The sequence below is a fragment of the Erythrobacter sp. YT30 genome, assembly GCF_001542875.1.
In the GTDB taxonomy this organism is placed as follows: domain Bacteria; phylum Pseudomonadota; class Alphaproteobacteria; order Sphingomonadales; family Sphingomonadaceae; genus Erythrobacter.
Genome location: NZ_LMAF01000002.1, coordinates 111,139 through 132,283, shown reverse-complemented (window position 1 = coordinate 132,283; position 21,145 = coordinate 111,139). Strand labels below are relative to the sequence as shown.

24 protein-coding genes are annotated in these 21,145 nt (G+C 58.3%); 12 read left to right on the top strand and 12 right to left on the bottom strand.

Translation table 11 applies throughout. The features are described from left to right. Positions 1-4: 4 nt before the first annotated feature. Genes AUC45_RS05325 through AUC45_RS05315 form a run of 3 tightly spaced genes read left to right on the top strand, consistent with a single transcriptional unit; the run spans position 5 to position 1,970 of the window. Positions 5-907 (top strand): VOC family protein, encoded by a 903-nt coding sequence (locus AUC45_RS05325; RefSeq protein ID WP_067599428.1) that lies wholly within the window; start codon positions 5-7, stop codon positions 905-907. Continuing rightward, positions 904-1,668, top strand: coding sequence for a hypothetical protein (locus AUC45_RS05320; RefSeq protein WP_067599426.1), 765 nt, complete (start codon positions 904-906; stop codon positions 1,666-1,668). The genes AUC45_RS05325 and AUC45_RS05320 overlap by 4 nt, the downstream gene beginning before the upstream one ends. Beyond that, on the top strand, positions 1,665-1,970 hold the full coding sequence (locus AUC45_RS05315) for a YciI family protein (RefSeq protein WP_067599424.1): 306 nt from the start codon (positions 1,665-1,667) through the stop codon (positions 1,968-1,970). The genes AUC45_RS05320 and AUC45_RS05315 overlap by 4 nt, the downstream gene beginning before the upstream one ends. Here the strand turns inward: AUC45_RS05315 and AUC45_RS05310 are convergent. The 5 genes from AUC45_RS05310 to AUC45_RS05290 form a co-directional block, all read right to left on the bottom strand. Then, positions 1,967-2,566, bottom strand: a complete 600-nt coding sequence (locus tag AUC45_RS05310; protein ID WP_067599422.1) for a carboxymuconolactone decarboxylase family protein — start codon at positions 2,564-2,566, stop codon at positions 1,967-1,969. The two genes, AUC45_RS05315 and AUC45_RS05310, sit on opposite strands and share 4 nt — an antisense overlap. Continuing rightward, positions 2,563-3,078: a DUF4440 domain-containing protein gene (locus AUC45_RS05305; protein WP_082700981.1), complete on the bottom strand. Its 516-nt coding sequence runs from the start codon at positions 3,076-3,078 to the stop codon at positions 2,563-2,565. Before AUC45_RS05305 ends, AUC45_RS05310 begins: the two co-directional genes overlap by 4 nt. Beyond that, on the bottom strand, positions 3,075-4,052 hold the full coding sequence (locus AUC45_RS05300; protein ID WP_067599417.1) for a quinone oxidoreductase: 978 nt from the start codon (positions 4,050-4,052) through the stop codon (positions 3,075-3,077). Before AUC45_RS05300 ends, AUC45_RS05305 begins: the two co-directional genes overlap by 4 nt. 3 nt (positions 4,053-4,055) lie before the next feature. Next, complete coding sequence (locus tag AUC45_RS05295) at positions 4,056-4,670, bottom strand: hypothetical protein (protein WP_067599414.1); 615 nt, start codon at positions 4,668-4,670, stop codon at positions 4,056-4,058. Positions 4,671-4,737: 67 nt separating this feature from the next. Beyond that, positions 4,738-5,211, bottom strand: coding sequence for an Lrp/AsnC family transcriptional regulator (locus AUC45_RS05290; RefSeq protein ID WP_067599411.1), 474 nt, complete (start codon positions 5,209-5,211; stop codon positions 4,738-4,740). Positions 5,212-5,317: 106 nt separating this feature from the next. Here AUC45_RS05290 and AUC45_RS05285 point away from each other — a divergent pair, with 106 nt between their 5' ends. Next, positions 5,318-6,340, top strand: a complete 1,023-nt coding sequence (locus AUC45_RS05285) for a PLP-dependent cysteine synthase family protein (protein WP_067599408.1) — start codon at positions 5,318-5,320, stop codon at positions 6,338-6,340. On the opposite strand, the gene AUC45_RS05280 is transcribed toward AUC45_RS05285, so the two are convergent. The 4 genes from AUC45_RS05280 to AUC45_RS05265 form a co-directional block, all read right to left on the bottom strand. After that, positions 6,337-7,668: an alkaline phosphatase PhoX gene (locus tag AUC45_RS05280; RefSeq protein ID WP_067599405.1), complete on the bottom strand. Its 1,332-nt coding sequence runs from the start codon at positions 7,666-7,668 to the stop codon at positions 6,337-6,339. The genes AUC45_RS05285 and AUC45_RS05280 overlap by 4 nt on opposite strands. A 73-nt stretch (positions 7,669-7,741) precedes the next feature. Then, positions 7,742-9,028, bottom strand: coding sequence for an ABC transporter permease (locus AUC45_RS05275; protein WP_067599402.1), 1,287 nt, complete (start codon positions 9,026-9,028; stop codon positions 7,742-7,744). Continuing rightward, positions 9,028-9,774 (bottom strand): ABC transporter ATP-binding protein, encoded by a 747-nt coding sequence (locus tag AUC45_RS05270; RefSeq protein WP_082700980.1) that lies wholly within the window; start codon positions 9,772-9,774, stop codon positions 9,028-9,030. Before AUC45_RS05270 ends, AUC45_RS05275 begins: the two co-directional genes overlap by 1 nt. 2 nt (positions 9,775-9,776) lie before the next feature. Continuing rightward, positions 9,777-11,012, bottom strand: a complete 1,236-nt coding sequence (locus AUC45_RS05265; protein WP_067599399.1) for an efflux RND transporter periplasmic adaptor subunit — start codon at positions 11,010-11,012, stop codon at positions 9,777-9,779. 151 nt (positions 11,013-11,163) lie between these two features. Between AUC45_RS05265 and AUC45_RS05260 the strand changes: the two genes are divergently transcribed. From AUC45_RS05260 to AUC45_RS05225, 8 genes are all read left to right on the top strand, one after another. Further along, entirely contained in the window at positions 11,164-11,553 is a 390-nt protein-coding gene (locus AUC45_RS05260) for a thiol-disulfide oxidoreductase DCC family protein (RefSeq protein WP_233998539.1), read from the top strand. Positions 11,554-11,614: 61 nt separating this feature from the next. After that, positions 11,615-12,781 (top strand): alpha-hydroxy-acid oxidizing protein, encoded by a 1,167-nt coding sequence (locus tag AUC45_RS05255; RefSeq protein ID WP_067599396.1) that lies wholly within the window; start codon positions 11,615-11,617, stop codon positions 12,779-12,781. Between the two features lie 558 nt (positions 12,782-13,339). After that, complete coding sequence (gene ald, locus AUC45_RS05250) at positions 13,340-14,422, top strand: alanine dehydrogenase (protein WP_067599393.1); 1,083 nt, start codon at positions 13,340-13,342, stop codon at positions 14,420-14,422. A 154-nt stretch (positions 14,423-14,576) separates the two neighbouring features. Next, positions 14,577-15,266 (top strand): alternative oxidase, encoded by a 690-nt coding sequence (locus tag AUC45_RS05245; protein ID WP_067603549.1) that lies wholly within the window; start codon positions 14,577-14,579, stop codon positions 15,264-15,266. Positions 15,267-15,330: 64 nt separating this feature from the next. After that, complete coding sequence (locus AUC45_RS05240) at positions 15,331-16,437, top strand: S-(hydroxymethyl)glutathione dehydrogenase/class III alcohol dehydrogenase (RefSeq protein WP_067599390.1); 1,107 nt, start codon at positions 15,331-15,333, stop codon at positions 16,435-16,437. Continuing rightward, the gene (locus AUC45_RS05235) at positions 16,437-16,805 is read left to right on the top strand and encodes a cupin domain-containing protein (RefSeq protein WP_067599388.1); all 369 of its coding nucleotides are present in this window, start codon (positions 16,437-16,439) and stop codon (positions 16,803-16,805) included. The genes AUC45_RS05240 and AUC45_RS05235 overlap by 1 nt, the downstream gene beginning before the upstream one ends. Before the next feature lie 5 nt (positions 16,806-16,810). Then, on the top strand, positions 16,811-17,662 hold the full coding sequence (gene fghA / locus AUC45_RS05230) for an S-formylglutathione hydrolase (protein ID WP_067599384.1): 852 nt from the start codon (positions 16,811-16,813) through the stop codon (positions 17,660-17,662). A gap of 7 nt (positions 17,663-17,669) precedes the next feature. Further along, positions 17,670-18,176 (top strand): prolyl-tRNA synthetase associated domain-containing protein, encoded by a 507-nt coding sequence (locus AUC45_RS05225; RefSeq protein WP_067599380.1) that lies wholly within the window; start codon positions 17,670-17,672, stop codon positions 18,174-18,176. On the opposite strand, the gene AUC45_RS05220 is transcribed toward AUC45_RS05225, so the two are convergent. The 3 genes from AUC45_RS05220 to AUC45_RS05210 form a co-directional block, all read right to left on the bottom strand. Continuing rightward, on the bottom strand, positions 18,173-19,183 hold the full coding sequence (locus tag AUC45_RS05220; protein WP_067599376.1) for a fumarylacetoacetate hydrolase family protein: 1,011 nt from the start codon (positions 19,181-19,183) through the stop codon (positions 18,173-18,175). The genes AUC45_RS05225 and AUC45_RS05220 overlap by 4 nt on opposite strands. Positions 19,184-19,203: 20 nt before the next feature. Further along, a complete protein-coding gene (maiA, locus tag AUC45_RS05215) occupies positions 19,204-19,836 on the bottom strand; it encodes a maleylacetoacetate isomerase (protein WP_067599372.1) in 633 nt (210 codons plus the stop codon). A 120-nt stretch (positions 19,837-19,956) separates the two neighbouring features. Next, positions 19,957-21,132 carry an acyl-CoA dehydrogenase gene (locus tag AUC45_RS05210; RefSeq protein WP_067603548.1) on the bottom strand — a complete coding sequence of 392 codons (1,176 nt, stop codon included), beginning with the start codon at positions 21,130-21,132 and terminating at the stop codon, positions 19,957-19,959. Positions 21,133-21,145 lie beyond the last annotated feature (13 nt).

Here is a 21,145-nt window from a genome sequence, read left to right as displayed (position 1 = left end):
ACCGATGACGATACCCCACGGCACCATAATGGGCGGGCTTTCGACGGTGCCCGATCTTGAAAAGGCGCTGAAAGGCTATCGCGATTGTCTGGGCCTGGAACTGATTGAACAAGGCGAATTGCCCGCTGATCTCGCCGAAAGCTGGGGCTGCGATGCCAATGCTGGATTGCCTTACGCCGTGCTGCGGCCACAAAGCGGTGCGCATTGCTGGTTCCGTCTGGTTGAGCAGCCCGACCATCCTGATTTCAAGCCGACGCGTACCTATGGCTGGGCAGCGTTTGAATGCACGGTCGAAGATGTGTGGCACTGGCCAAAGGTCGTCGAAGAAGCCGGTTTCAAAATCGTTGGCCCGCCCAAGAAGCTGGAGAATATCGAGCCTGCCTTCATCCCGATGCAAGTGCTGGGGACGGGACAGGAGATGTTCTATCTCAATCAGGTGTTGGGCGATCTTCCCGACACAGACTTGCCCCGTGCAAACTCCGCGGTAGACAAGATCTTCATCGTCGTTCTCGCCACGCCCAGCCGTGAAGACAGCATCGCCTGGTATGTCGAGAGGCTTGGTCTTGGGCGAGGGTCGGATTACACTTTGCCCTACAGCATGATCAACGATGCGTTCGGCTTGCCGCCTGAGACGCAGACGACCATCACCATGGTCAGCCACAGGAAAATGCCGATTGTCGAGGTGGACGATTATCCCGAGGCGGCGACCGAGCGTGCGCGACATGATGGCATGCTTCCGCCCGGAAATGCGATTGTGAGCCTTGCGGTCGAAGACCTTTCAGAGTGCGACGTCGAATGGATCACTCCTCCTGCTTTGAGGACGGGCGCGCTTTATGAGGGAAGGCGCGCAGGAACCACCATCGGCGCTGGCGGCGAATTGGTTGAATTGATCGAGGTCGGCGGATGATGCGCTGCCTTGCTCCCGCGATATTGCTCGCCCTGTCAGTGCTCACTCCGCTGTCTGCTCAAGAGGAACCCACTGCGCGGGAAGTCGTGGCGCGAGGGCTGGATGCGCATGGGGGCGATGTCTTTCTCGATCCAAAAACCTTGCAGCTCACAGGCACGGCGACCTTCTTCGATCCCGCGACTGGCAGGGCTCGCTCCACAGCGGACGATTACCGTATGTGGCGCGAATTTGACCGTGGGCGCAAAGAGGCGCATGGCGCTGATGGAAAGGTGCGCATCATCGCCAGGCAAGGCGATCAGGTGCTCTTCGAAGTCGGATATGACGGGGCAACCACCTGGACGCAGGACGGCATCATGCCAAAGGAAAAGGCCGATGCGTACTGGGCCAGCAACTTTGGTTTTGGGATAATCCGCTCGGCACTCGATGATGGCTTTACACTAAGCTTTGCGCCAGACCGCAATGTCGGCGGCCACCCGGTCTCGCTCATCCGCATCACTGACCCCGGTGGGCAGGAAACGCTGTTCGGTTTCGACAAGCAAAGCGGTTTCATCCGCTATATGGCGTTTGACAGCTCGCGCGGATTTCATGAGCGGATATATGACGATTTCATGGCTCTGCCCGAAAGCGGATGGGTGCAGGCGCGCTCTGTTACGCTGCTCTACGATGGCATTGTCAGCAACACCGTGACATGGCAGCAGGCGAGAATTGGAGAGGCGATTGATCCCGCCATCTTCACACCGCCACAGGAGGAAGACGAGTGACCTTGTTCGCATTTATCTGCCGGGATGTCGCCAACAGTGCGAGCATTCGTGAGCGATTGATCGCCGATCACCTCGCCCATATCGAAAAGGTGATGGACAAGATTGCAGTAGCAGGCCCGCTAAAACACGGCGAAGAAACCGTCGGTTCGCTGCTCGTTATCAAGGCCGAAAACGAAGCCGAAGCGCGCGAAACTTTTGAGGCCGATCCGTATTTTGCCGCTGGCGTCTGGGATGATGTGAAAGTTGAGCATTTCCTTGGCGTTGCTGGCGACTGGGTCGGCGGCGCGGCCTGGAAACACTAATCGTTTGCGTGTTTTCCCGCATCCCAAGTCGCAGATGGATAGGTCTCGCTGGCAAACGCCATTGGTTTGTCCTCAAGCTCGGTTGCAAGGGTATCATTCCAGCGATTGAGGAAACCAAACAGGCCGATTACTCCCATTATCTCCATGATCTGACGCTGCGAGAAATGCTTCTCAAGCGCGCGGAAATGCTCATCGGTCGCGTCATTGGGCTGTGAGCCTGCCGCTAGCGCCAAATTGAGCGCGGCACGCTCCGCATCGCTGAACAAATCGCTGATATGGAAATCCCAAACAGCGGCGATCTTCTCCTCATCGCCGCCCGCCATTTGCACCGCCCCGTGCGCGGTGTGCGCCTGACAATAGCGGCATCCGGCAGCGCCGCTGGTGACCGTCGCGATCATTCGCTTGAGGACGGGATCAAGCTCGCCGGGTTTGTAGATGACCTGAACCAGTCGCTCCATCGCTTCGAGGAGTTCGGGCCAATGCGCCATCGTCAGCACGTCATTGGGAGCAAAGCCCATAATGCCTTGCGCGTATTCCAAAGCTTCGCGCGTTTTGTTGGGGAGATCCTCAACCCGCATCGGTGCAATGCGGGTCATTCGAAGTCCTCGGCCACGACATCGGGCGCCTGATTGTCCATATCGCGCCACAGCTTCCATTCCCCGTCCTGCCATTTGTAGACGAGGAAGGATCGCCCCGCGACGATGGTCGGATCGCTGCCGGGAAAGGCGATGTCCATTCTGTATTTCGCGGTCACAAAGCCGACATTGTCCGGTCCGTAATTGCCACCCAGCACGACTTCTTCATTGTCGAACTGAAACCCGACACTCGCGCCCGCATTGGGGAGGCGCTGGAGGAAGGTGATGATGTTGTCAGCGCCTTCGATTCTCTCCGTCCCGTGCGTCATCAACACGGCATCATCGGTGTAAAGCGAGCGCAGCGTTTCCCAATCCTGCGCTTCGTATGCGCGCCGCCAACGTTCACCGGCTTCGGCCAATTGCGCCTCGCGAGTTTGCTGCATGGCGCTCCATTCGGCCTTCATGCTCTCCGAGGGCTGGCAGGCGGTGAGTGCAAAAGCGGCAGCAGCGCCAAAGAGTGCAGTGATCCTCATGGCAGCAGCACCGTGGAGCCGGTGGTTTTACCAGCCTGAAGATCGCGGTGCGCGTCGGCTGCATCGGCAAGCGCGTAGGTCTGGCCAATGGTCACATTCAATGCCCCTTTGTCGAACATCTCCCACACCCGCGCTGCGCCCGCAGCGCGTTCTTCGGGCTCTTCGTAATAGTGAAACAGCATGGGGCGCGTGTTGAAGAGCGAACCCTTCATCGCGAGCACGCCCACATCGACCTCGCCCACCGGCGCATCGGCATTGCCGAAATTGATGATGAGGCCCCGTTTGCCCGTCGCATCGAGCGAGGTTTCCCACGTCGATCGGCCAATTCCATCAAAAGTCACGCGAACGCCGTCGCCCCCGGTGATCTCGCGGGTTCGTGCGGCGGTGTCTTCTTCCTTGTAGAAGATAACGTGATGCGCGCCCGCTGCCTTTGCGGCTTCGGCTTTGGCTTCAGTTGAAACCGTGCCGATCACTTCTGCGCCGATGTGATTGAGCCATTGGACCAGCAACAGCCCCGTTGCGCCTGCTGCGGCGTGAACCAGAACTGGCCAGCCTTTCTCAACCTTGCCGCAGCGCTCGACGAGGAATTCCGTCGTGCACCCTTTGAGGATCGCAGCAGCAGCGGTCTTGTCATCGATATTGTCGGGCAGGCGAAACAGATGTTCGGCAGCGATATTGCGATGCGTTGCATAAGCGCCGAGCAATGGCCCAAAGGTTGCAACCCTGTCGCCTTCTGCAAAACCTTCAACGCCATCGCCAATTGCGATGATGCGCCCGGCTGCTTCCAATCCCATTCCGCTTGGCAAAGGGGCAGGATAAATGCCGCGCCGGTGATAGGTGTCGATGTAGTTGAGGCCCACCGCGCCGTGCTCAATCGTGACTTCGCCTGCGGCAGGGGCAGGGTGATCTTCGGTGACCCATTCGATCACTTCAGGGCCGCCGGTTTGCCTGAATATGGCTCGTGTTGATTGCATGATTTAGGTGTCCACTCTGCTGCAGCTGGCCTGAACCCAGCGTAGGTTTACTCCGACAAGGCTCGCATCGGGCGATGCCCATGAATAGCTTTCCGCGCGCACCGGATCGTCTTTATGGACGTAAAGGACAAGCGATGGCTTGTTTCGGCTGCCCGCAGCCCATGTCACATTGCGCACGCGGATCGTGACATCAGGAGCGATGCCTTCCCCCGGAACAGTGACGCGGCCGCCTTGATCGAAAATCTCGAGCTTATTGGCAAAGGTCCAATCCGTGCTGCCATCGGGCTTGCCAGCAAATTTGCGCACCGAAACCCAGCAGGACATTGGGCGCGACAGGCGCAGTTCGCTTTCCCCGATTTGCCATCCGCCACCTTCGCGTGGGGTAAGGCCGGGGATCGCTGCTGATGACCATTCGCCCTGCGCTTCGCCAAAGGCATCAACACCGCGCCACTGGCCCGCATCATTGACTTCAAGAGCAACCCATTCTGCTTTTTCGCGGCCCTCTTCCTCGGCGAAATAGACATCTTCATTGTTGGTCCAGATGCCGGGGGGAAGGGCGCTTTGCGCGGTAACCGGCGCGGCAAAGGCAAATGCGATCAAAGCAATGGGTCTGAGCATAAAGAGAGGCATAAACCGCGATTGCCCGGTTGGGAAGAGTTGTCCGGACAAATTGTGAGGAACTGCATCAAGCGATCGGGACGGCGGTTTCGTACTTGATCCGCTCCATCGCAAAGCTTGCTGAAACATCGGACAGAGCAACCTGCTCAATCAGCCTTTTGTAGACCCGATCATAGTCGGCCACATCGCGAACGAGGATTTTGAGCAGGTAATCGATATCGCCTGCCATCCGGTAGAACTCGACCACTTCGGAGATATCGGCGGCGGCTTCTGAAAATCGTTTGAGCCAGTCGGCGCTGTGATCATCGGTTTTGACTGAGGCAAAAACGGTGACTTTCAATCCCACCGCTTCGGGCGAGACAATTGCAACGCGCTTTTCAATGACGCCGGTCTGTTCAAGCTTCTTGACCCGGCGCCAGCAGGCATTGGTTGAAAGGCTGAGTTTCGATGCCAGCGCTTCGAGCGAAATTGATGCATCGTGCTGAAGCGCTTTTAGAATAGCGCGGTCATTTGCATCAAATAATTCTCTTTCAGTTTTCATAAATCAAAAATTATCACAAATTTGGCTTTCAAGAAAGGATTTTTGGCGATGATTTCCCACGCGCTTTCATGGCATTTCTCGCGTGTACTTAGAGAACGGAGAAACCATGCTCGATCAATTGTCCGCTCGCCCGAAACTGGGTTGGGAATGCCTTGAACAGCTGGTCGGCAACACGCCGCTCGTGCGGCTCGATCTGCGTTTTGAAGGGCGCGACCTGACTGTTTTCGCCAAGGCCGAGATGTACAACTACACCGGCAGCATCAAAGATCGCATGGCGCTGATGATCCTGAAGCGCGCGATTGAAGCGGGCGAGCTGCAGCCCGGCCAGCGCATTGTCGAGGCGACCAGTGGCAGCTCAGGCATTGCGCTTGCCGCGATGGCGCGCGCTCTGGGACATCCGATCACCATTTTCATGCCCGATTGGATGAGCATGGAGCGCCGCGCTCTTCTGAGAAGCCACGGCGCAGACGTGGTGCTTGTGTCGCGCGAGGAAGGCGGTTTTCTCGGTGCCATGGCCAAGGCAAAGGCGATGGGCGAGGAGACAGGCGCATTCCTGCCGCAGCAATTTGCCAACGCGGACAACAGCCTTGCTCATTACGAAGGGACTGCGCCTGAACTGCTGGCACAGGTGCGGGGCGAGGGCGCTGGGCTGGGCGCGTTTGTTGCTGGTGTCGGTACAGGTGGCACAGTTATGGGCGCGGGCCGATACCTGAAAGAGCAAGACCCCACCATCGCCGTTCACCCAATTGAACCGGCGCAATCACCGACGCTCACAAATGGCTATAAATGCGGGTCACACCGTATTCAGGGGCTTTCGGATGAGTTCATCCCAGACCTGCTGAAGCTCGACCAATTGGACCCCATCGTCTCAGTCGATGATGGTGATGCGATCCTGATGGCGCAAAAGCTGTGCCGCGAGCTGGGTCTGGGGATCGGCATATCCTCTGGCGCAAATCTGATCGGCGCGATCCGAGCTGGTGCAAGCCGCGATGATGGGCGCGCGATTGGCACGATCTTTTGCGATGGCTTGATGCGCTATCTCTCAACCGATCTGTGCAAGGACGAATGTGCGAAGCCTGATTGCATCACGCCCCGCGTCGAAATCGTCAGCAGCCGGATTATCCGTTAAGCCGCCCAAGGCCCGGTGATCGCGACCGTGCGCGTCGGGCCATAGGCGTTGACAAAGAACCACTTGCCATCGGGTGAGAAACAGCCGCCGGCAAGTTCGGTCTGCATGTTGAGCCGTGCAAACGGGTAAGGCCGTCCATCAGGCGTGATCCCGCGCACGTGGTTATCGACCACATCGGTGTATGCGTCTTCGCAAACGAGCAGGTGCCCATTGGGCGCAACGCACAGATTGTCGCCATAGTTGAATTGCTTGATGTCTTCGCTTTCGAAGAACAGCTCCACCCGATCAGGCCCGTTGCCGCGACCCGGGACGAAGCGGAAAATCTGGCCGAGTTTCTTCTGCCCGCCGCTGGTAGAGCAGAAATAGAGATCATCCTTGCCCATATGGATGCCCTCGCCGCGCGCAATCAGCGCAGCGCCTTTGGCTGCGGCGCGTTGGCGCAAATCATCCTTGGGCGCTTCGACCTCATCAAGATCGACCCAGCTTACGGCGTAGCTTTGGCGAAGAGGCATTGTCGCCGCATCCCAATTGCGGGTGTCTGGCACGCCCTCGATCACCATCGCCTGAAGCTTGCCGCCATCGGCCAGCTTGCCCGGCGTATTGGGCAGAAAGCGATAGAGCACACCGTCGTCCCGGTCCTCTGTCTGGTAGACATAGCCCGTCACCGGATCGACGCAGGCGGCTTCGTGATTGAAGCGCCCCATGGCGCGCAAAGGCACGGGATCAACAAGGCCGGTCGCATTGCCCGGTATTTCGAAAGTCCAGCCGTGATTGACCGCAAGACCATCGCCATATCGTTGCCCGGGCCCGGTCGGTGCCTCCTCGCATGTAAGCCAGCTGCCCCATGGCGTGACGCCGCCTGAACAATTTCGGATCGTTCCGCCAAGCGTTCTGAACTGCCGTTTTACTTCGAGCGTTTCAGCATCAAGCACGATGTTTGTGGTGCCGCCCGGAACAACGGTGCCATTACGTGTGCCAAAGCCTTTTGCAATTGGACCGCCTGCATCGTCAGAAGGAATAAGTTCATGGTTGCGCACGAGCACAATCTCGCCATTCCCAAGATCCAGACAACCCATGCCATCGGCCTTGTCGGGAACCGTGCCGCCATCGCTCATCGTATCACCAAGGCTTGAAAGCAGACGATAGGAAAACCCCTGCGGCAGATCGAGCATGCCTGCGGGATCACGCACAAGCGGTCCGTACTGCGCGAAATTTGCTGCGCTTGCGCCGGCCGATACGCCTCGCGTCATGCATCCGCTGGCGAGCAAAGCTGCAAAGGCAGAGCCGGTGGCGAGAAATTGGCGGCGGTTGGTGTGTGGATAATGCATTAAAACGATTCCCTGATTTCAATGCTGAAGATAGTGATGATTGGCTACGATCAAAAGACAGACACGGCTTTGTTTATTCCGTCCTGAGCGCTTCGATGGGCGATAATCGCGATGCGCGGATCGCGGGGTAGCCTCCGAAAAGGAGGCCAAGAAATGCGGAGAACGCTATCGCGCCCAGGGCGGTGCCAATCCCGACAGGCACGGGGAATTCGGCAAAGGCCGTGAGCGCCGCGCCCGCGCCCCATGCGAGCACCAAGCCGACAGCGCCGCCCAGCACGCAGAGCACGGCGGCCTCAACGAGAAACTGATTGCGGATATCAGCACGCCGCGCTCCGAGGGCCATGCGAAGGCCGATCTCCCGCGTCCGCTCGGTCACGCTGACGAGCATGATGTTCATAATCCCGATCCCGCCAACCAGCAGCGAGATAGAGGCGATAGAGACGAGCACAGCTTGCAGGATGCCGGTGATGAACTGGCTCTGTTCGACGAACTCTTCGGTGGTGCGAACGGTGAACGGGGTCGGCTCGCCTTCTTCTACACGGTATCGGTCGGACAAAACCGCAATGATATCGTCCTTTCCGCGCGATAGAGACGCACCCTCATTGAATGCGACAAAGGCGACTTGCAGATCATCGGGGCCGGGAAGGGCATCACCGGTAAAGCGTTGGCGCATCGTGGTGATCGGCATGATGAGCGTGTCATCGCTGTCATCACCCAATGTCGATCCCTTTTCTTCGAGCAAGCCAATGACTGAGAAAGGCACGCCATTCACGCGCACGGTCTCGCCGACGGGATCAAAACCGCCAAAAAGGTCTTCGGCAACGGTGCGGCCCATCACGACGACGCGAGCGGCGGAGCGGACATCGCTTTCGGTGATGTAGCGGCCCCGGTCTGCCGGATGGGTAGTCACAAGGCCATAGCCCGGCGTTGTGCCGACTGCGCTGGTCGAAGTGCTGCTGCCGGCCACCACCAGATCGACCGGCTGAAGCAATTGCGGGGCGATCGCGCGGATATTGGAAACCTCATTTTCAATCGCGCGAAGATCGCGCTGGGTCAGCCTTCCGCGCTCTCTTACCCGACGCGGAGGCCCGGATTCCTCGCCATCATCAGGGCGCGGCAGGACGATGGCCATGTTTGATCCGAACCGGTTGATCGCATTCGTGATCGTCTCCTCGGCACCGCTTCCCACGGCAACCGCCAGTGTCACGGCGAACACTCCGATCAGCACGCCGAGCATGGTGAGGACTGAGCGCAAGAGATTGGTGCGAAGCGCGGTAAGCGCGATGGCAATATTGACGCCCCATCCGCTCAAAATGCTGCGTTTGCGTGGAGTGATCGCGGCGGGGGCTTCGCTTGCCATTATGCGTCCACCTCACGCGCAACCACGCGGTTTTCGTTCCTATGATCCTCAATCACTTTGCCATCGCGAAATTCAATCCGGCGCTTGGCATGATCGGCAATTTCACTTTCGTGGGTGACGACGATCAGCGTGATCCCGGCAGCGTTCAATTCCTCGAAAACCTGCATGATGTCTTCGCTGGTTTTGGAATCGAGCGCGCCGGTGGGTTCGTCAGCCAGCAGGATGAGCGGCTCCGTCACCAAAGCCCGCGCAATCGCAACGCGTTGCTGTTGACCGCCGGATAGTTTTGCGGGGGTGTTCAGCAGCCTCTCGCCAAGGCCCATTTCGATCAATTTCTGCGTCGCTCGCTCGCGCCGGGTCTTGGTGTCCAGCCCTGCATAGATCAGCGGCACCGCCACATTGTCGATCGAAGAGGTGCGAGCGAGCAGATTGAACTGCTGAAAGACAAAGCCGATTTTTGCATTGCGCAGATCGGCCAATTCATCGCTCGACATTTCGCGCGTGGGAATGCCGTCGATCAAAACTTCGCCCTGGCTCGGCACATCAAGGCAACCGATCATGTTCATAAAGGTCGATTTGCCAGAGCCCGATGCCCCCATAATCGCGACATATTCGCCGCGCTCGATGGAGAGGCTTACATCGTTGACCGCATGGATCGTCTCGCCGCCGAGGGTATATGATTTGACGAGGCCGCGTGTTTCCACCAGCGGCCCATCATCACCCATCGAGGCTGTACGATCCGTCATGCTCAATCGCCATCATTACTGATTTCGCGCGATCTCACGAGCACATTTTGTCCTTCATCGAGGCCGCTTGTCACTTCTACATAATCTTCCCCGCGAAGGCCGATTGTGAGGGCTTGGCGTTGGGGCTGATAGGGGTCTTCACCCGGCACCCAGACATTGACCTGATTGGACGCGTCTTTCTCTTCTTCGGCTTGCGCCTCGGCATCATCCTCAGGCCGATCCTGCTCTTGTGGCAGGAACCGGGTCGCGGCGACTGGCACACGCAGGACATTATCCTTTTTTCCCGTGATTATATCGACATTCGCCGTCATCCCGGTGAGCAATTTGCCATCGATATTGTCGACATCGAGGATGACGAGATAGCTCACTGCGCTCTGTGCCTGCGTTGCCGATTGCCGGATCTGCTGGACTTTCGCGACGAAGGTTTCATCGGGGTAGCTATCGACCGTAAAGCGGACATCCTGTCCCTCGCGCACCTGGCCAATATCAGCTTCATCGACGGCAGCTTCGACCTGCATCCGGCTGGTATCAGCAGCGATGGTGAAGAGATTGGGCGTCTGGAAACTGGCGGCAACCGTGGTGCCCGGTTCGACCAGTTTATCGATCACCACGCCGCCTGTCGGCGCAATGATGCGGGTTCGAGAGAGGTCGAGCTCGGAAGAGCGCAGGCTCGCAAGGCTCTGCGCAATCTGCGCACGCGCGCTTTGGGCTTGGGCTTGCGCCGTACTGAGCGAGGTGTTGGCAGCAGCGAGAAGGTTCTCCGCCTGATCGCGGCCGGCGCTCGAGACAAAGCCTTTTTCGGCCAATTCCTTGCGGCGATTGAACTCGCGTGTTTGCACGGCGACATCGGTGCGCGCGCGGGCGATAGCGGCCTCTGCTTGCGCAAGGCTTGCACGGGCGAGATCAACCTGCGCGCGGGCCTGTGTCACCGCAGCGCGCGGGCGAGTGGGATCGATCTGCGCGAGCAATTGCCCTTTTTCGACCGGTGAATTGAAATCGACATAGACGGCGGTGATCTGGCCGGACACTTCCGCGCCGACATTGATCGTGTTCAACGCGCGCAAAGTGCCGCTGGCGGACACCACACGGGTAACCTCCCCGCGCGACACGTCGTCTTCGACATATTCGTAATCGCGGCCGCCCGAAAAGATAAAGCTCGCAGCAATCAGCAGCAGCGCAATCACGCCAACGCCGGTGATGATCGGGTGGCGTTTTATCCAGCCAAGAATGCCCCGCATTATATCCCCTTTGTGCCCCGGTCGCGCTCTGCTCGTTGGCCAGCGATCACTAGTTTGCCGCTAACCCATTGATGTTTGGCCCCACGAATGGCCATCGCATGGCCCCTGCGCAAGCCTTGAATTATCGCAAGAGAGGCGCACATCCCTTTTTATGAATGGCCTTTCTGCGAAGAGCGCAAACGAGACGATGAACGATAGCCGGCTGAAAGTCTGGTACGATGGTGCCTGCCCGCTGTGCCAGCGAGAGATCGCCTTGATGCGCAAGCTCGACCGGGACGATGCGATCAACTTCGTCGATGTCTCGGAAAATGGCGATCCCAATTGCCCGATCGATCAGGCCGAACTGCTCGCTCGCTTTCATGCCGAGGAAGATGGAAAAGTACTGAGCGGCGCGGCTGCCTTTGCAGCCATGTGGCGCGCCATTCCATCGATGCGCTTTCTGGGCCAGATCGCGCGCAACAAGACGGTGCTGAGCGTGCTCGAACGGCTCTATATCGTTTTCTTGCGGGTCCGACCGAGCCTTCAAAAGCTCGTCAGCTAAAACCACTTGCCCTCGCGCGCGCCATGCGCTCAATCTCTCGTCCAACAAGGAGAGGGATTTCATGACCTATTTCGGCGCGATGCAGAACGCGATCTACAATGCTGGGCTTAAAGGCATTCTGCCCGATTACCCGGTGGATTTCGCGACACTGGAAAAGCGCGCGCACGAAGCATTGGGCCCGATGATGACGAATTATGTCGCGGGCGGTTGCGGGGATGAACACACGCAGGACACCAATGCATCTGCCTTTCATCATTGGGGCATGATCCCGCGCATGATGGTCGATTGCGCCGAACGGGACCTCTCGATCGAAATTTTCGGAGACACTTTTCACTCCCCGCTCTTCATGGCTCCGATTGGCCTTAACGGGGAGGCATCGCGCGATCGCCACGGAGATATGGCCGCGGCCAAGGCATCGGCGATGACGGGTGTTCCCTTTTGCGCCTCGACGCTTTCCAATGATCCGCTGGAGGATGTGAAGACCGCATGCGGAGACACGCCCGCCTGGTTTCAGCTTTACACTTCGCGCAACAAGGATGTGGCGACCAGCATGATCCAGCGCGCCGAAAAGGCGGGATACAAGGCGCTGGTGGTGACACTCGACACTTGGGTGACGGGATGGCGCCCGCGCGATCTTAATGCGTCAAACTTCCCGCAGCTGCGTGGCAAGGTTTTGCAGAATTACTTCACCGATCCGGAATTCCTGAAACTGCTTCCCAAACCGCCTGAAGAGGATCCGGAAACCGCAATCATGATCTGGGCGGCGACATTCGGCCAGGTTTTGACATGGGAAGATATTGCCTGGTTCAAATCCGTGACCGATCTGCCGATTGTCCTCAAAGGCATTTGCCATCCCGACGATGCAAAGAAGGCCGTCGATCACGGGGCAGACGCGATTTACTGTTCAAACCATGGCGGCAGGCAAGCCAATGGCGGGATCGCGACGATTGATCTTTTGCCAGATGTCGTGGCGGCCGCAGGCGATCTGCCCGTTCTGTTTGACAGCGGCATCCGATCAGGCACCGATGCGATCAAGGCTATTGCTCTTGGAGCGACTGCTGTGGGGGTAGGGCGGCCTTACACTTACGGTCTTGCTCTTGGCGGAGCGGAGGGTGCGGCGTTCGTCCTTAATTCCATTTTGGCAGAGGCAGATTTGCTGATGGCAGTGAATGGCTATCCGACGCTGGCAGATGTGCGGGCGGCAGGCGCGCAGCGAACTGATCGGTAGAGAACGGGGCGAAAATTGCGGCAGCTAACTCGGCAAAACTGCATGCGGCTGGCTTCCAAAATGGGCCCTTGAATCCCGCCTTAATGTCAAGATACGTAATTTTGCGATTTTTGCGAAAAAACCCCGCTCACGCCATAATCTGTCGCGCGGCTTGCACGTTTCGACCGAAACTGGCGTAAATACGTGTGAATTTCCGGCCTCGCGTAAATTCGATGCTAACTTTTCCACAGTTAAGATGATAGTTAACGCTCATAACGATTCGCGAATCGGGGACGCGACAAAATGGAAATACCAACTATTCGGTCTAACCGGCCAGATTGCATGGGCCGCACAACATGCCTCAACGACGAGAACGCACGTCGTGCACGCTATGGGCGAATACGCCCGATGCCAAAGCGCAAAACCTTCATGAATGCTCTCTCGCGTTGGATTTCCCTCTCATAATCGGACGTTAGCCTGTGCTGCGCGCTGAGCGGTGCCGCAGACATGTTTTAACCGATTGTAATTTTCTTACGCCTGCCGTATTTTCGCGCTCCTTGCCATGAGGAGAGGCGAATCATGTTGGTTGGTGTTCCCAAGGAAATCAAAGCGAGTGAATTTCGCGTCGGCCTGACGCCGGAATCGGTGCGTGAATACATCGCAGCTGGGCACTCGGTGATTGTCGAGACCGGGGCAGGGCTGGGCATCAGCAAAACCGATGATGATTACACCTCAATCGGTGCCGAGATTGTCGACACCGCTGCAGAAGTCTTCGCCCGCGCGGATATGATTGTGAAAGTCAAAGAGCCGCAGCCAACCGAATGGGTGCAGCTTCGCGAAGGGCAAATTCTCTTTACCTATCTCCACCTCGCGCCCGATCCCGATCAGGCGCGCGGGCTTATGGAATCGGGCGTTTCGGCCGTTGCCTATGAAACCGTGACCGCGCCCGATGGTTCGCTTCCGCTGCTTGCGCCGATGAGCGAAGTTGCAGGACGCCTCTCGATTGAGGCAAGCGCGCATTCGAGCCACAAGGTCCATGGCGGGCGCGGCATCCTGATGGGCGGTGTCCCCGGAGTGCTTCCTGCCAAGGTTGTCATTATTGGCGGCGGCGTTGTTGGCACACAGGCGGCGCGCATGGCGGTGGGCCTCGGCGCAAATGTCGAAATCCTCGACCGTTCGCTCCCGCGCATCCGCGAACTTGACGATATGTTTCAGGGACGCGCGACGACGCGCTATTCCAATGCGGGCACGATCGAACACGCGATCACCGAAGCAGACGTGGTCATCGGCGCTGTTCTCATCCCCGGTGCCAGCGCGCCGCGGCTTGTCACTCGCGATATGCTCGGCCTGATGAAACATCGCGCGGTTCTGGTCGACGTGGCGATTGATCAAGGCGGCTGCTTTGAAACTTCCAAGCCCACCACGCATAACGATCCGACTTATCTCGTCGACGACATCATCCACTATTGCGTCGCCAATATGCCGGGCGCGGTTCCGCACACGTCTAGCTATGCCTTGAACAATGCGACACTGCCGTTTGGATTGGCTCTTGCGAACAAAGGCATCAAAGCTTGCGAGGATGATCCGCACCTCGCCCCTGGCCTCAATGTGCATCAGGGGAAGATTGTAAATTCTGCAGTCGCGGAGAGCTTGGGCTTCTGATTGTTGCACGAAATCGAACACTATTTGAGTGCAATTCAGCAGTAAATTCGGCGAAAATTGCTATTTAAATGGTGCCGACAGCGATCCAGCCAGGGCGCCCGATAATGGGATTGGGTAGAAGGGGCGGATCACTCGAGAGTACCCCGTGAAACATATCGATACCCGCCCGCTTGTTCGTCAAGTCAACGTAGATGCTGTCATCGACAGCCACCACGCGCCGCAAACGCTCAGCGACAAAATCGCGTTTGCTTTTGTGAAGCTGCTGCGGTTTTTCGCCGATACCTTCTTCGCCAAACGCTATGGCCACCGCGCTGTCGTATTGGAGACTGTCGCGGCTGTTCCCGGCATGGTTGGCGGATTGTGGCAGCACCTTCGCTCGCTGCGCCGCATGCGCGATGATGAGGGTTGGATCCGCACGCTGCTCGATGAAGCCGAGAATGAGCGGATGCACCTGATGACCTTCATCGAGATCGCCCAACCGAACTGGTTTGAGCGCGCTCTGATCGTCGCTGTGCAGCTCGTCTTTTACAACTTCTACTTCTGGCTTTACCTCTTTGCCCCGCGCACGGCGCACCGCGTGGTCGGCTATTTCGAGGAAGAGGCGGTCATCAGCTACACCGCTTACCTCGCCGAAGTGGATGCCGGACGCCATGAGAACGTGCCTGCACCGCAGATCGCGATTGATTATTGGCAACTGCCCTACAATGCGCGGCTGCGCGACGTGATCATCGCCGTGCGCGCCGATGAGGCAGAGCACCGCGACGTCAATCACGGCTTTGTCGATGCGCTCGATGAGCGGCGCGAGGGTTCGCGCGAGAAGAGGCGGAAACTCGGCGAAGCTTGAATGCGGCCTTGCGCCTCCCGGCCCACGCGCATAGCGATGCGCAAAAGACCGGGAGGAGCAGCCGATGAAAACCAGAGCAGCCGTCGCATTCGAAGCCAAAAAACCGCTCGAAATCGTAGAGCTTGATCTGGAAGGTCCCAAAGCGGGCGAGGTGCTGGTCGAAGTGATGGCAACCGGCATTTGCCATACCGATGCATACACTCTCGATGGCTTTGACAGCGAAGGGATTTTCCCGAGCGTTTTGGGCCATGAAGGCGCCGGGATCGTGCGCGAAGTGGGGCCGGGTGTCACTTCGGTTGCTCCCGATGATCACGTCATCCCGCTCTACACCCCCGAATGCCGCCAGTGCAAAATGTGCCTTTCGGGCAAGACCAATCTTTGCAACGCAATCCGGGAGACGCAGGGCAAAGGCCTAATGCCCGATGGCACGTCGCGCATGAGCTATAAGAGCGAGACGATCTATCACTACATGGGCTGTTCGACATTCTCGAACTTTATTGTCCTGCCCGAAATCGCCGTCGCGAAGATCCGCACCGACGCGCCCTTTGAAAGCGCGTGCTATGTCGGTTGCGGGGTTACCACGGGCGTCGGAGCAGTCACCAACACAGCAAAGGTTCAGCCCGGAGACAATGTCGTCGTCTTCGGCCTCGGCGGGATTGGGCTTAACGTCATACAAGGCGCAAAGATGGCCGGGGCAGACCGGATCGTCGGCGTCGATATCAACCCTGCCAAGCGCGAATGGGGCGAGAGATTCGGAATGACCGATTTCGTCAATCCCAAGGAAACATCAGACGTCGTCGCGCATCTCGTTGAATTGCTTGATGGCGGCGCGGATTACTCCTTCGATTGCACCGGCAACACCGACGTGATGCGCGATGCGCTGGAGTGCTGTCACAAGGGTTGGGGCACGTCGATCATCATTGGCGTCGCCGAAGCGGGCAAGGAAATCGCGACCCGCCCATTCCAACTCGTCACAGGCCGCAATTGGCGCGGCACAGCCTTTGGCGGAGCAAAGGGCCGCACCGATGTGCCCAAAATCGTGGACTGGTATATGAACGGCAAGATCGCAATCGACCCGATGATCACGCACCAGTTATCGCTCGAGGAAATCAACAAGGGCTTTGACTTAATGCATGCAGGCGAAAGCATTCGCAGCGTGGTGGTGTACTGATGAGCACGGGCGCCCCATCCAAGGTCAATCTGGCCGATAAGTTTGCTCAGTTCGATGAGCATTGGGCGCCGCGCATTGCCGGACGTTACAACGACAACGAAATCAGGCTTGCGAAAGCTTCGGGCGATTTCCAGTGGCATGCGCACCCCGACAGCGATGAGTTGTTTCTGGTCATCGAAGGCGAGCTACATATGGAGTTTCGTGAAGGCACCGAGGTTCTCGGCCCCGGCGAAATGATCATCGTGCCGCGCGGTGTCGAACACTTCCCGAGAGTGCCAAAAGGCGAGGTCAAGATGATCATCATCGATCCCAAGGACACCGCCAATACCGGGGATCCTGAAACCGCGTTTAATCCAGTGGAGATCTGATCCCCATGGCCTCTAAGACGCTTGAAACGATCAGCGAGCAGCGCAGCCATGGCGGCGTGCAGGGCGTCTATCGCCACGCGTCAAACGCCACCAATTGCGATATGACTTTCGCCGTTTACGTGCCCGACCGTGCACCGGGCGAAAAGCTGCCAGTGCTCACTTATCTATCGGGCCTTACCTGCACCCATGCCAATGTCATGGAAAAGGGCGAATACCGCAAAGCGTGCGCAGAACATGGCATCATTCTGGTGGCGCCGGACACATCGCCCCGCGGCGATGATGTGCCCGATAGCCCGCCGGAAGAGTATGATTTCGGCAAAGGCGCAGGGTTTTATCTCGACGCAACCGAGCAGCCCTGGGCGACGCATTACCAGATGCGCAGCTATATCGAGGATGAGCTGCCCGCGCTCATCGCTGAGCAATTTTCGATAGATACCGATCGCCAATCTCTGTTCGGCCATTCAATGGGCGGGCATGGCGCGTTGACCATTGCCTTGCGCAACCCGGACCGGTTTCGATCCGTAAGCGCGCTCGCACCAATCACCGCGCCCACGCAAGTTGAGCGCCGGCGCGAAGTGTTTGCGCGTTTTCTGGGTGATGATCTGGCCGCAATGCGCGAATACGATGCGGTGGCTCTGATCGAAGACGGCGCGAGGCTGCCTGAATTGCTAGTCGATCAGGGGACGGATGATGAGTTTCTGAGCTGGCTTGGCCCAGAAAAACTGAAAGCCGCGTGTGAGACGGCGGGCATCCCGCTGACCTTGCGGCTGCAAGAGGGGTATGACCACGCATATTTCTTCGTCTCGACATTCATGGCCGATCATATCGCCTGGCATGCCGAGCGGCTGAAGGCCTAGCCTCCAAGTGACCGGTAGCATGTCAGCCGAAGAGCGGCTTTATGCAGATTTGAAGGCGGCTGGCATTGATTATGCCGTGCACGAACATCCCGCCGTCTTCACGGTCGAGGAAAGCCGCACGATCAAGACCGAGATTGATTGCCTGCACACCAAGAACCTTTTCCTGAAGGATGAAGGCGGTGCTTTCTTCCTGCTCACCGTGCCGGCCGAAGCGCGGATTGATCTAAAGCGCGTTCACCCCTTGCTGGGCTGTCGACGCCTGAGTTTTGGCAAGCCTGACGCGATGGAGCGATTGATCGGGGTGACGCCGGGTTCGGTGACCCCGCTTGCCATGATCAATGCCGAGCCGGGAGCGATTATTCTGGTGCTCGATAACGAACTCGCTGTGGATCAACCGGTCGGCGTCCACCCCTTGCGCAACACCGCCACACTTACCCTGGCTGGCAACGATATTCTGGCGATGGCTAAGGGCTGGGGCCACGAGCCGCGCATCGTAGATTTGCCGAATCTCTAAACCGCCACGACCGTCTGTTCGATCGCGCCAAAGATCGAGTGGTTGTCCTTATCGCGCATTTCTACCCGCACGGTGTCGCCTGCTTTCATGAATGGCGTTGAAGCTTCGCCGTTTGCGATCGTTTCGATCATGCGGATTTCCGCGATGCATGAATAGCCGAGGCCGCCTTCGGACACAGGTTTTCCGGGGCCACCATCGGCGCCCTTGTTGGAGACCGTACCTGAGCCCACGATGGTTCCAGCTGAAAGTGGGCGCGTTTTCGCTGCATGCGCGACCAATTGAGCAAGGCTGAAAGTCGCATCAACGCCCGCTTCCGCGCGCCCGAAAGGCTCACCGTTATAATCGACCATCAATGGCAGATGGACGAGGCTGTCTTTCCACGCATCGCCCAGTTCATCGGGTGTGACGGCCACGGGGGAGAAGGCCGAAGGAGGCTTCGACTGGAAAAAGCCAAAGCCCTTGGCAAGCTCTGGCGGGATAAGCCCGCGCAAGGACACGTCGTTCACCAGCATGATAAGCTTAATGTGGCCCGCCGCATCCTCGGCCGACACACCCATCGGCACATCATCGGTGACGACCGCGATCTCGCCTTCCATGTCGCAGCCCCATTTGGGATCGCCCAGCGGGATATCGCCGCGCGGAGGCAGGAATGCGTCCGAGCCGCCCTGATACATCAGCGGGTCGTGGTAAAAGCTTTCCGGCACTTCAGCATCGCGCGCTTTGCGAACCAGTTCGACGTGATTGATATAGGCAGATCCATCAGCCCATTGATAGGCGCGGGGAAGGGGCGAGTGCGCTTCGCGTTCGTGAAAGCGTTCGCACGGCACGGCCTCGTGCTCGACATCGGTGGAGAGCAGTTCAAGCTTGGGCGCGATATGCTCCCAATCATCAAGCGCGGCCTGCAATGTGGGCGCGATGTATCCGGCAGCGCAGCAGCGCGTGAGGTCTTTTGATACGACGACCAGCTTGCCGTCGCGAGTTCCATCATTGAGCGTGGCGAGTTTCATAAATGTCTTTCTGCGTGGAGTTACTTCGCGTCGATCTGCTGATCGGGATGCGCGCGCTGGAATTCAGGCAAGGCAAGGCAAGCAGCCTCAATCCGCGTGATGCGGGGGTGCAGCGTCAAGTCGTAATGGAAGCGGCGCGCATTGTAGATTTGCGGGATCAGCACAGCTTCGAACATGCCCGGCGCATCGAACAGGAAGTTCTGCGTATCGAGTTGCTTTAACCGCTCTTCGACCGGGTCCAAAGTGCGTTTGAGCCAATGGCGATACCAATGATCGATCACGCGCTGCGAATGGCCAAGCGGGTCTTTCAGATATTTGAGCACGGGCAGGTTGAGCGGCGCGTGAAGCTCTGTCGCGATGGCGTAAACAAGCTCGCGCGCGGTGTATCGCTGCTCCATGTCTTCCGGGAGAAGAGGTTTTTCCGGATAGGCTTCGTCCAGCCATTCCAGAAGCGCCATCGATTGCGCGCGGTCGCGGCCCTTGGCCTCGAGCATGGGAACTGAGCCAAACGGATTGCGGCTGGTGTAGTCGGCGCCTTTTTGCTCAGATTCGAGCAAGTTTACCGGCACATTTTCGAATTCCAGTCCCTTCAGTTCCAGCGCGATCCGCAGACGGTAGGAAGTCGAGCTACGATAATAGCCGTATAATTTCATGAGTTGTTGTCTCTTGAGGTTTCCGAGCCACCCGCTCCCTCCGCCCTTCCACCCGGATTTTCACACCGGAGTATGATCCGGGTGGAAGGGCGGAGGGAGCGGGTGGCTTGGCCCATAAGACTAAAACGCGGCGAGGCCAGTGATGCCGCGGCCCAGGATGAGCGCGTGGACATCCGCGGTGCCTTCATAGGTGTTCACCGTTTCCAGATTCACCGCATGACGGATCACCTGGTATTCCTCGCTAATCCCATTGCCGCCGTGCATGTCGCGCGCTTGCCGGGCGATATCGAGCGCCTTGCCGACATTGTTACGCTTAACGATGGAGATCATGTCGGGGCTGAAGCGGCCCTCATCAATCAAACGCCCGACCCGCAGGCTTGCCTGAAGGCCGAGCGCAATATCGCACATCATGTCGGCAAGTTTGCGTTGGTAGAGCTGGGTGCCCGCCAGCGGCCTTCCGAATTGTTCGCGATCAAGGCCATATTGGCGCGCGGCGTGAAGGCAGAATTCGGCCGCTCCCATTGCGCCCCAGCTAATGCCATAACGTGCGCGGTTGAGACAGCCGAAGGGGCCTTTCAAACCCTGCACATGCGGGAGGAGAGCCGAAGCTGGTACACGCACTTCGTCCATCACGATCATGCCGGTGGTCGATGCGCGCAAAGAAATCTTGCCTTTGATCTTGGGTGCGGAAAGACCCTCCATCCCTTTTTCGAGCACAAAGCCGCGAATGCCGCCGCCATGTTCTTCACTCTTCGCCCACACGACGAAAACGTCCGCAAATGGCGAGTTGGAAATCCAGGTCTTGGATCCGGAAATCACATAGTCATCGCCGTCTTTCTTGGCGTATGTTTTCATGCCGGCAGGGTCACTGCCCGCGTCAGGCTCGGTCAAGCCGAAGCAGCCGATCAACTCGCCTGACGCCAATCCGGGAAGGTATTTGCGCCGCTGTTCGTCCGATCCGTAAGCGTAGATCGGGTGCATCACGAGGCTCGATTGAACGCTCGCCATGGAGCGGTATCCGCTATCCACGCGCTCAATCTCGCGCGCGATCAGGCCGTAAGAGACATAGTTCGCACCCGCCCCGCCAAACTCCTCTGGCACGGTCGCGCCGAGCAGCCCGGCCTGTCCCATCAGAGGGAACAGTTCCGGTGCATCGACTTCCTCGCGGAAGGCATCGATCACGCGCGGTTGCAGTTCACTTTGCGCGAATGCATTGGCCGCATCGCGGATCATGCGCTCATCTTCGGTGAGCTGGCTTTCAAGGTCGAAGGGGTCTTCCCAATTGAACGGAACGATGCCTGCGGAGGGA

Excerpts from the sequence above, each read along its gene's own strand:
- maiA (WP_067599372.1), bottom strand. The coding sequence starts at position 19,836 with ATGAAATTATACGGCTATTATCGTAGCTCGACTTCCTACCGTCTGCGG.
- AUC45_RS05290 (WP_067599411.1), bottom strand. The coding sequence starts at position 5,211 with ATGAAAACTGAAAGAGAATTATTTGATGCAAATGACCGCGCTATTCTA.
- AUC45_RS05300 (WP_067599417.1), bottom strand. The coding sequence starts at position 4,052 with ATGCAATCAACACGAGCCATATTCAGGCAAACCGGCGGCCCTGAAGTG.
- AUC45_RS05265 (WP_067599399.1), bottom strand. The coding sequence starts at position 11,012 with ATGCGGGGCATTCTTGGCTGGATAAAACGCCACCCGATCATCACCGGC.
- AUC45_RS05240 (WP_067599390.1), top strand. The coding sequence starts at position 15,331 with ATGAAAACCAGAGCAGCCGTCGCATTCGAAGCCAAAAAACCGCTCGAA.
- AUC45_RS05325 (WP_067599428.1), top strand. The coding sequence starts at position 5 with ATGACGATACCCCACGGCACCATAATGGGCGGGCTTTCGACGGTGCCC.
- AUC45_RS05270 (WP_082700980.1), bottom strand. The coding sequence starts at position 9,774 with ATGACGGATCGTACAGCCTCGATGGGTGATGATGGGCCGCTGGTGGAA.
- AUC45_RS05235 (WP_067599388.1), top strand. The coding sequence starts at position 16,437 with ATGAGCACGGGCGCCCCATCCAAGGTCAATCTGGCCGATAAGTTTGCT.
- fghA (WP_067599384.1), top strand. The coding sequence starts at position 16,811 with ATGGCCTCTAAGACGCTTGAAACGATCAGCGAGCAGCGCAGCCATGGC.
- AUC45_RS05285 (WP_067599408.1), top strand. The coding sequence starts at position 5,318 with ATGCTCGATCAATTGTCCGCTCGCCCGAAACTGGGTTGGGAATGCCTT.
- AUC45_RS05220 (WP_067599376.1), bottom strand. The coding sequence starts at position 19,183 with ATGAAACTCGCCACGCTCAATGATGGAACTCGCGACGGCAAGCTGGTC.
- AUC45_RS05275 (WP_067599402.1), bottom strand. The coding sequence starts at position 9,028 with ATGGCAAGCGAAGCCCCCGCCGCGATCACTCCACGCAAACGCAGCATT.
- AUC45_RS05310 (WP_067599422.1), bottom strand. The coding sequence starts at position 2,566 with ATGACCCGCATTGCACCGATGCGGGTTGAGGATCTCCCCAACAAAACG.
- AUC45_RS05305 (WP_082700981.1), bottom strand. The coding sequence starts at position 3,078 with ATGAGGATCACTGCACTCTTTGGCGCTGCTGCCGCTTTTGCACTCACC.
- AUC45_RS05320 (WP_067599426.1), top strand. The coding sequence starts at position 904 with ATGATGCGCTGCCTTGCTCCCGCGATATTGCTCGCCCTGTCAGTGCTC.
- ald (WP_067599393.1), top strand. The coding sequence starts at position 13,340 with ATGTTGGTTGGTGTTCCCAAGGAAATCAAAGCGAGTGAATTTCGCGTC.
- AUC45_RS05280 (WP_067599405.1), bottom strand. The coding sequence starts at position 7,668 with ATGCATTATCCACACACCAACCGCCGCCAATTTCTCGCCACCGGCTCT.
- AUC45_RS05260 (WP_233998539.1), top strand. The coding sequence starts at position 11,164 with ATGAATGGCCTTTCTGCGAAGAGCGCAAACGAGACGATGAACGATAGC.
- AUC45_RS05295 (WP_067599414.1), bottom strand. The coding sequence starts at position 4,670 with ATGCTCAGACCCATTGCTTTGATCGCATTTGCCTTTGCCGCGCCGGTT.
- AUC45_RS05255 (WP_067599396.1), top strand. The coding sequence starts at position 11,615 with ATGACCTATTTCGGCGCGATGCAGAACGCGATCTACAATGCTGGGCTT.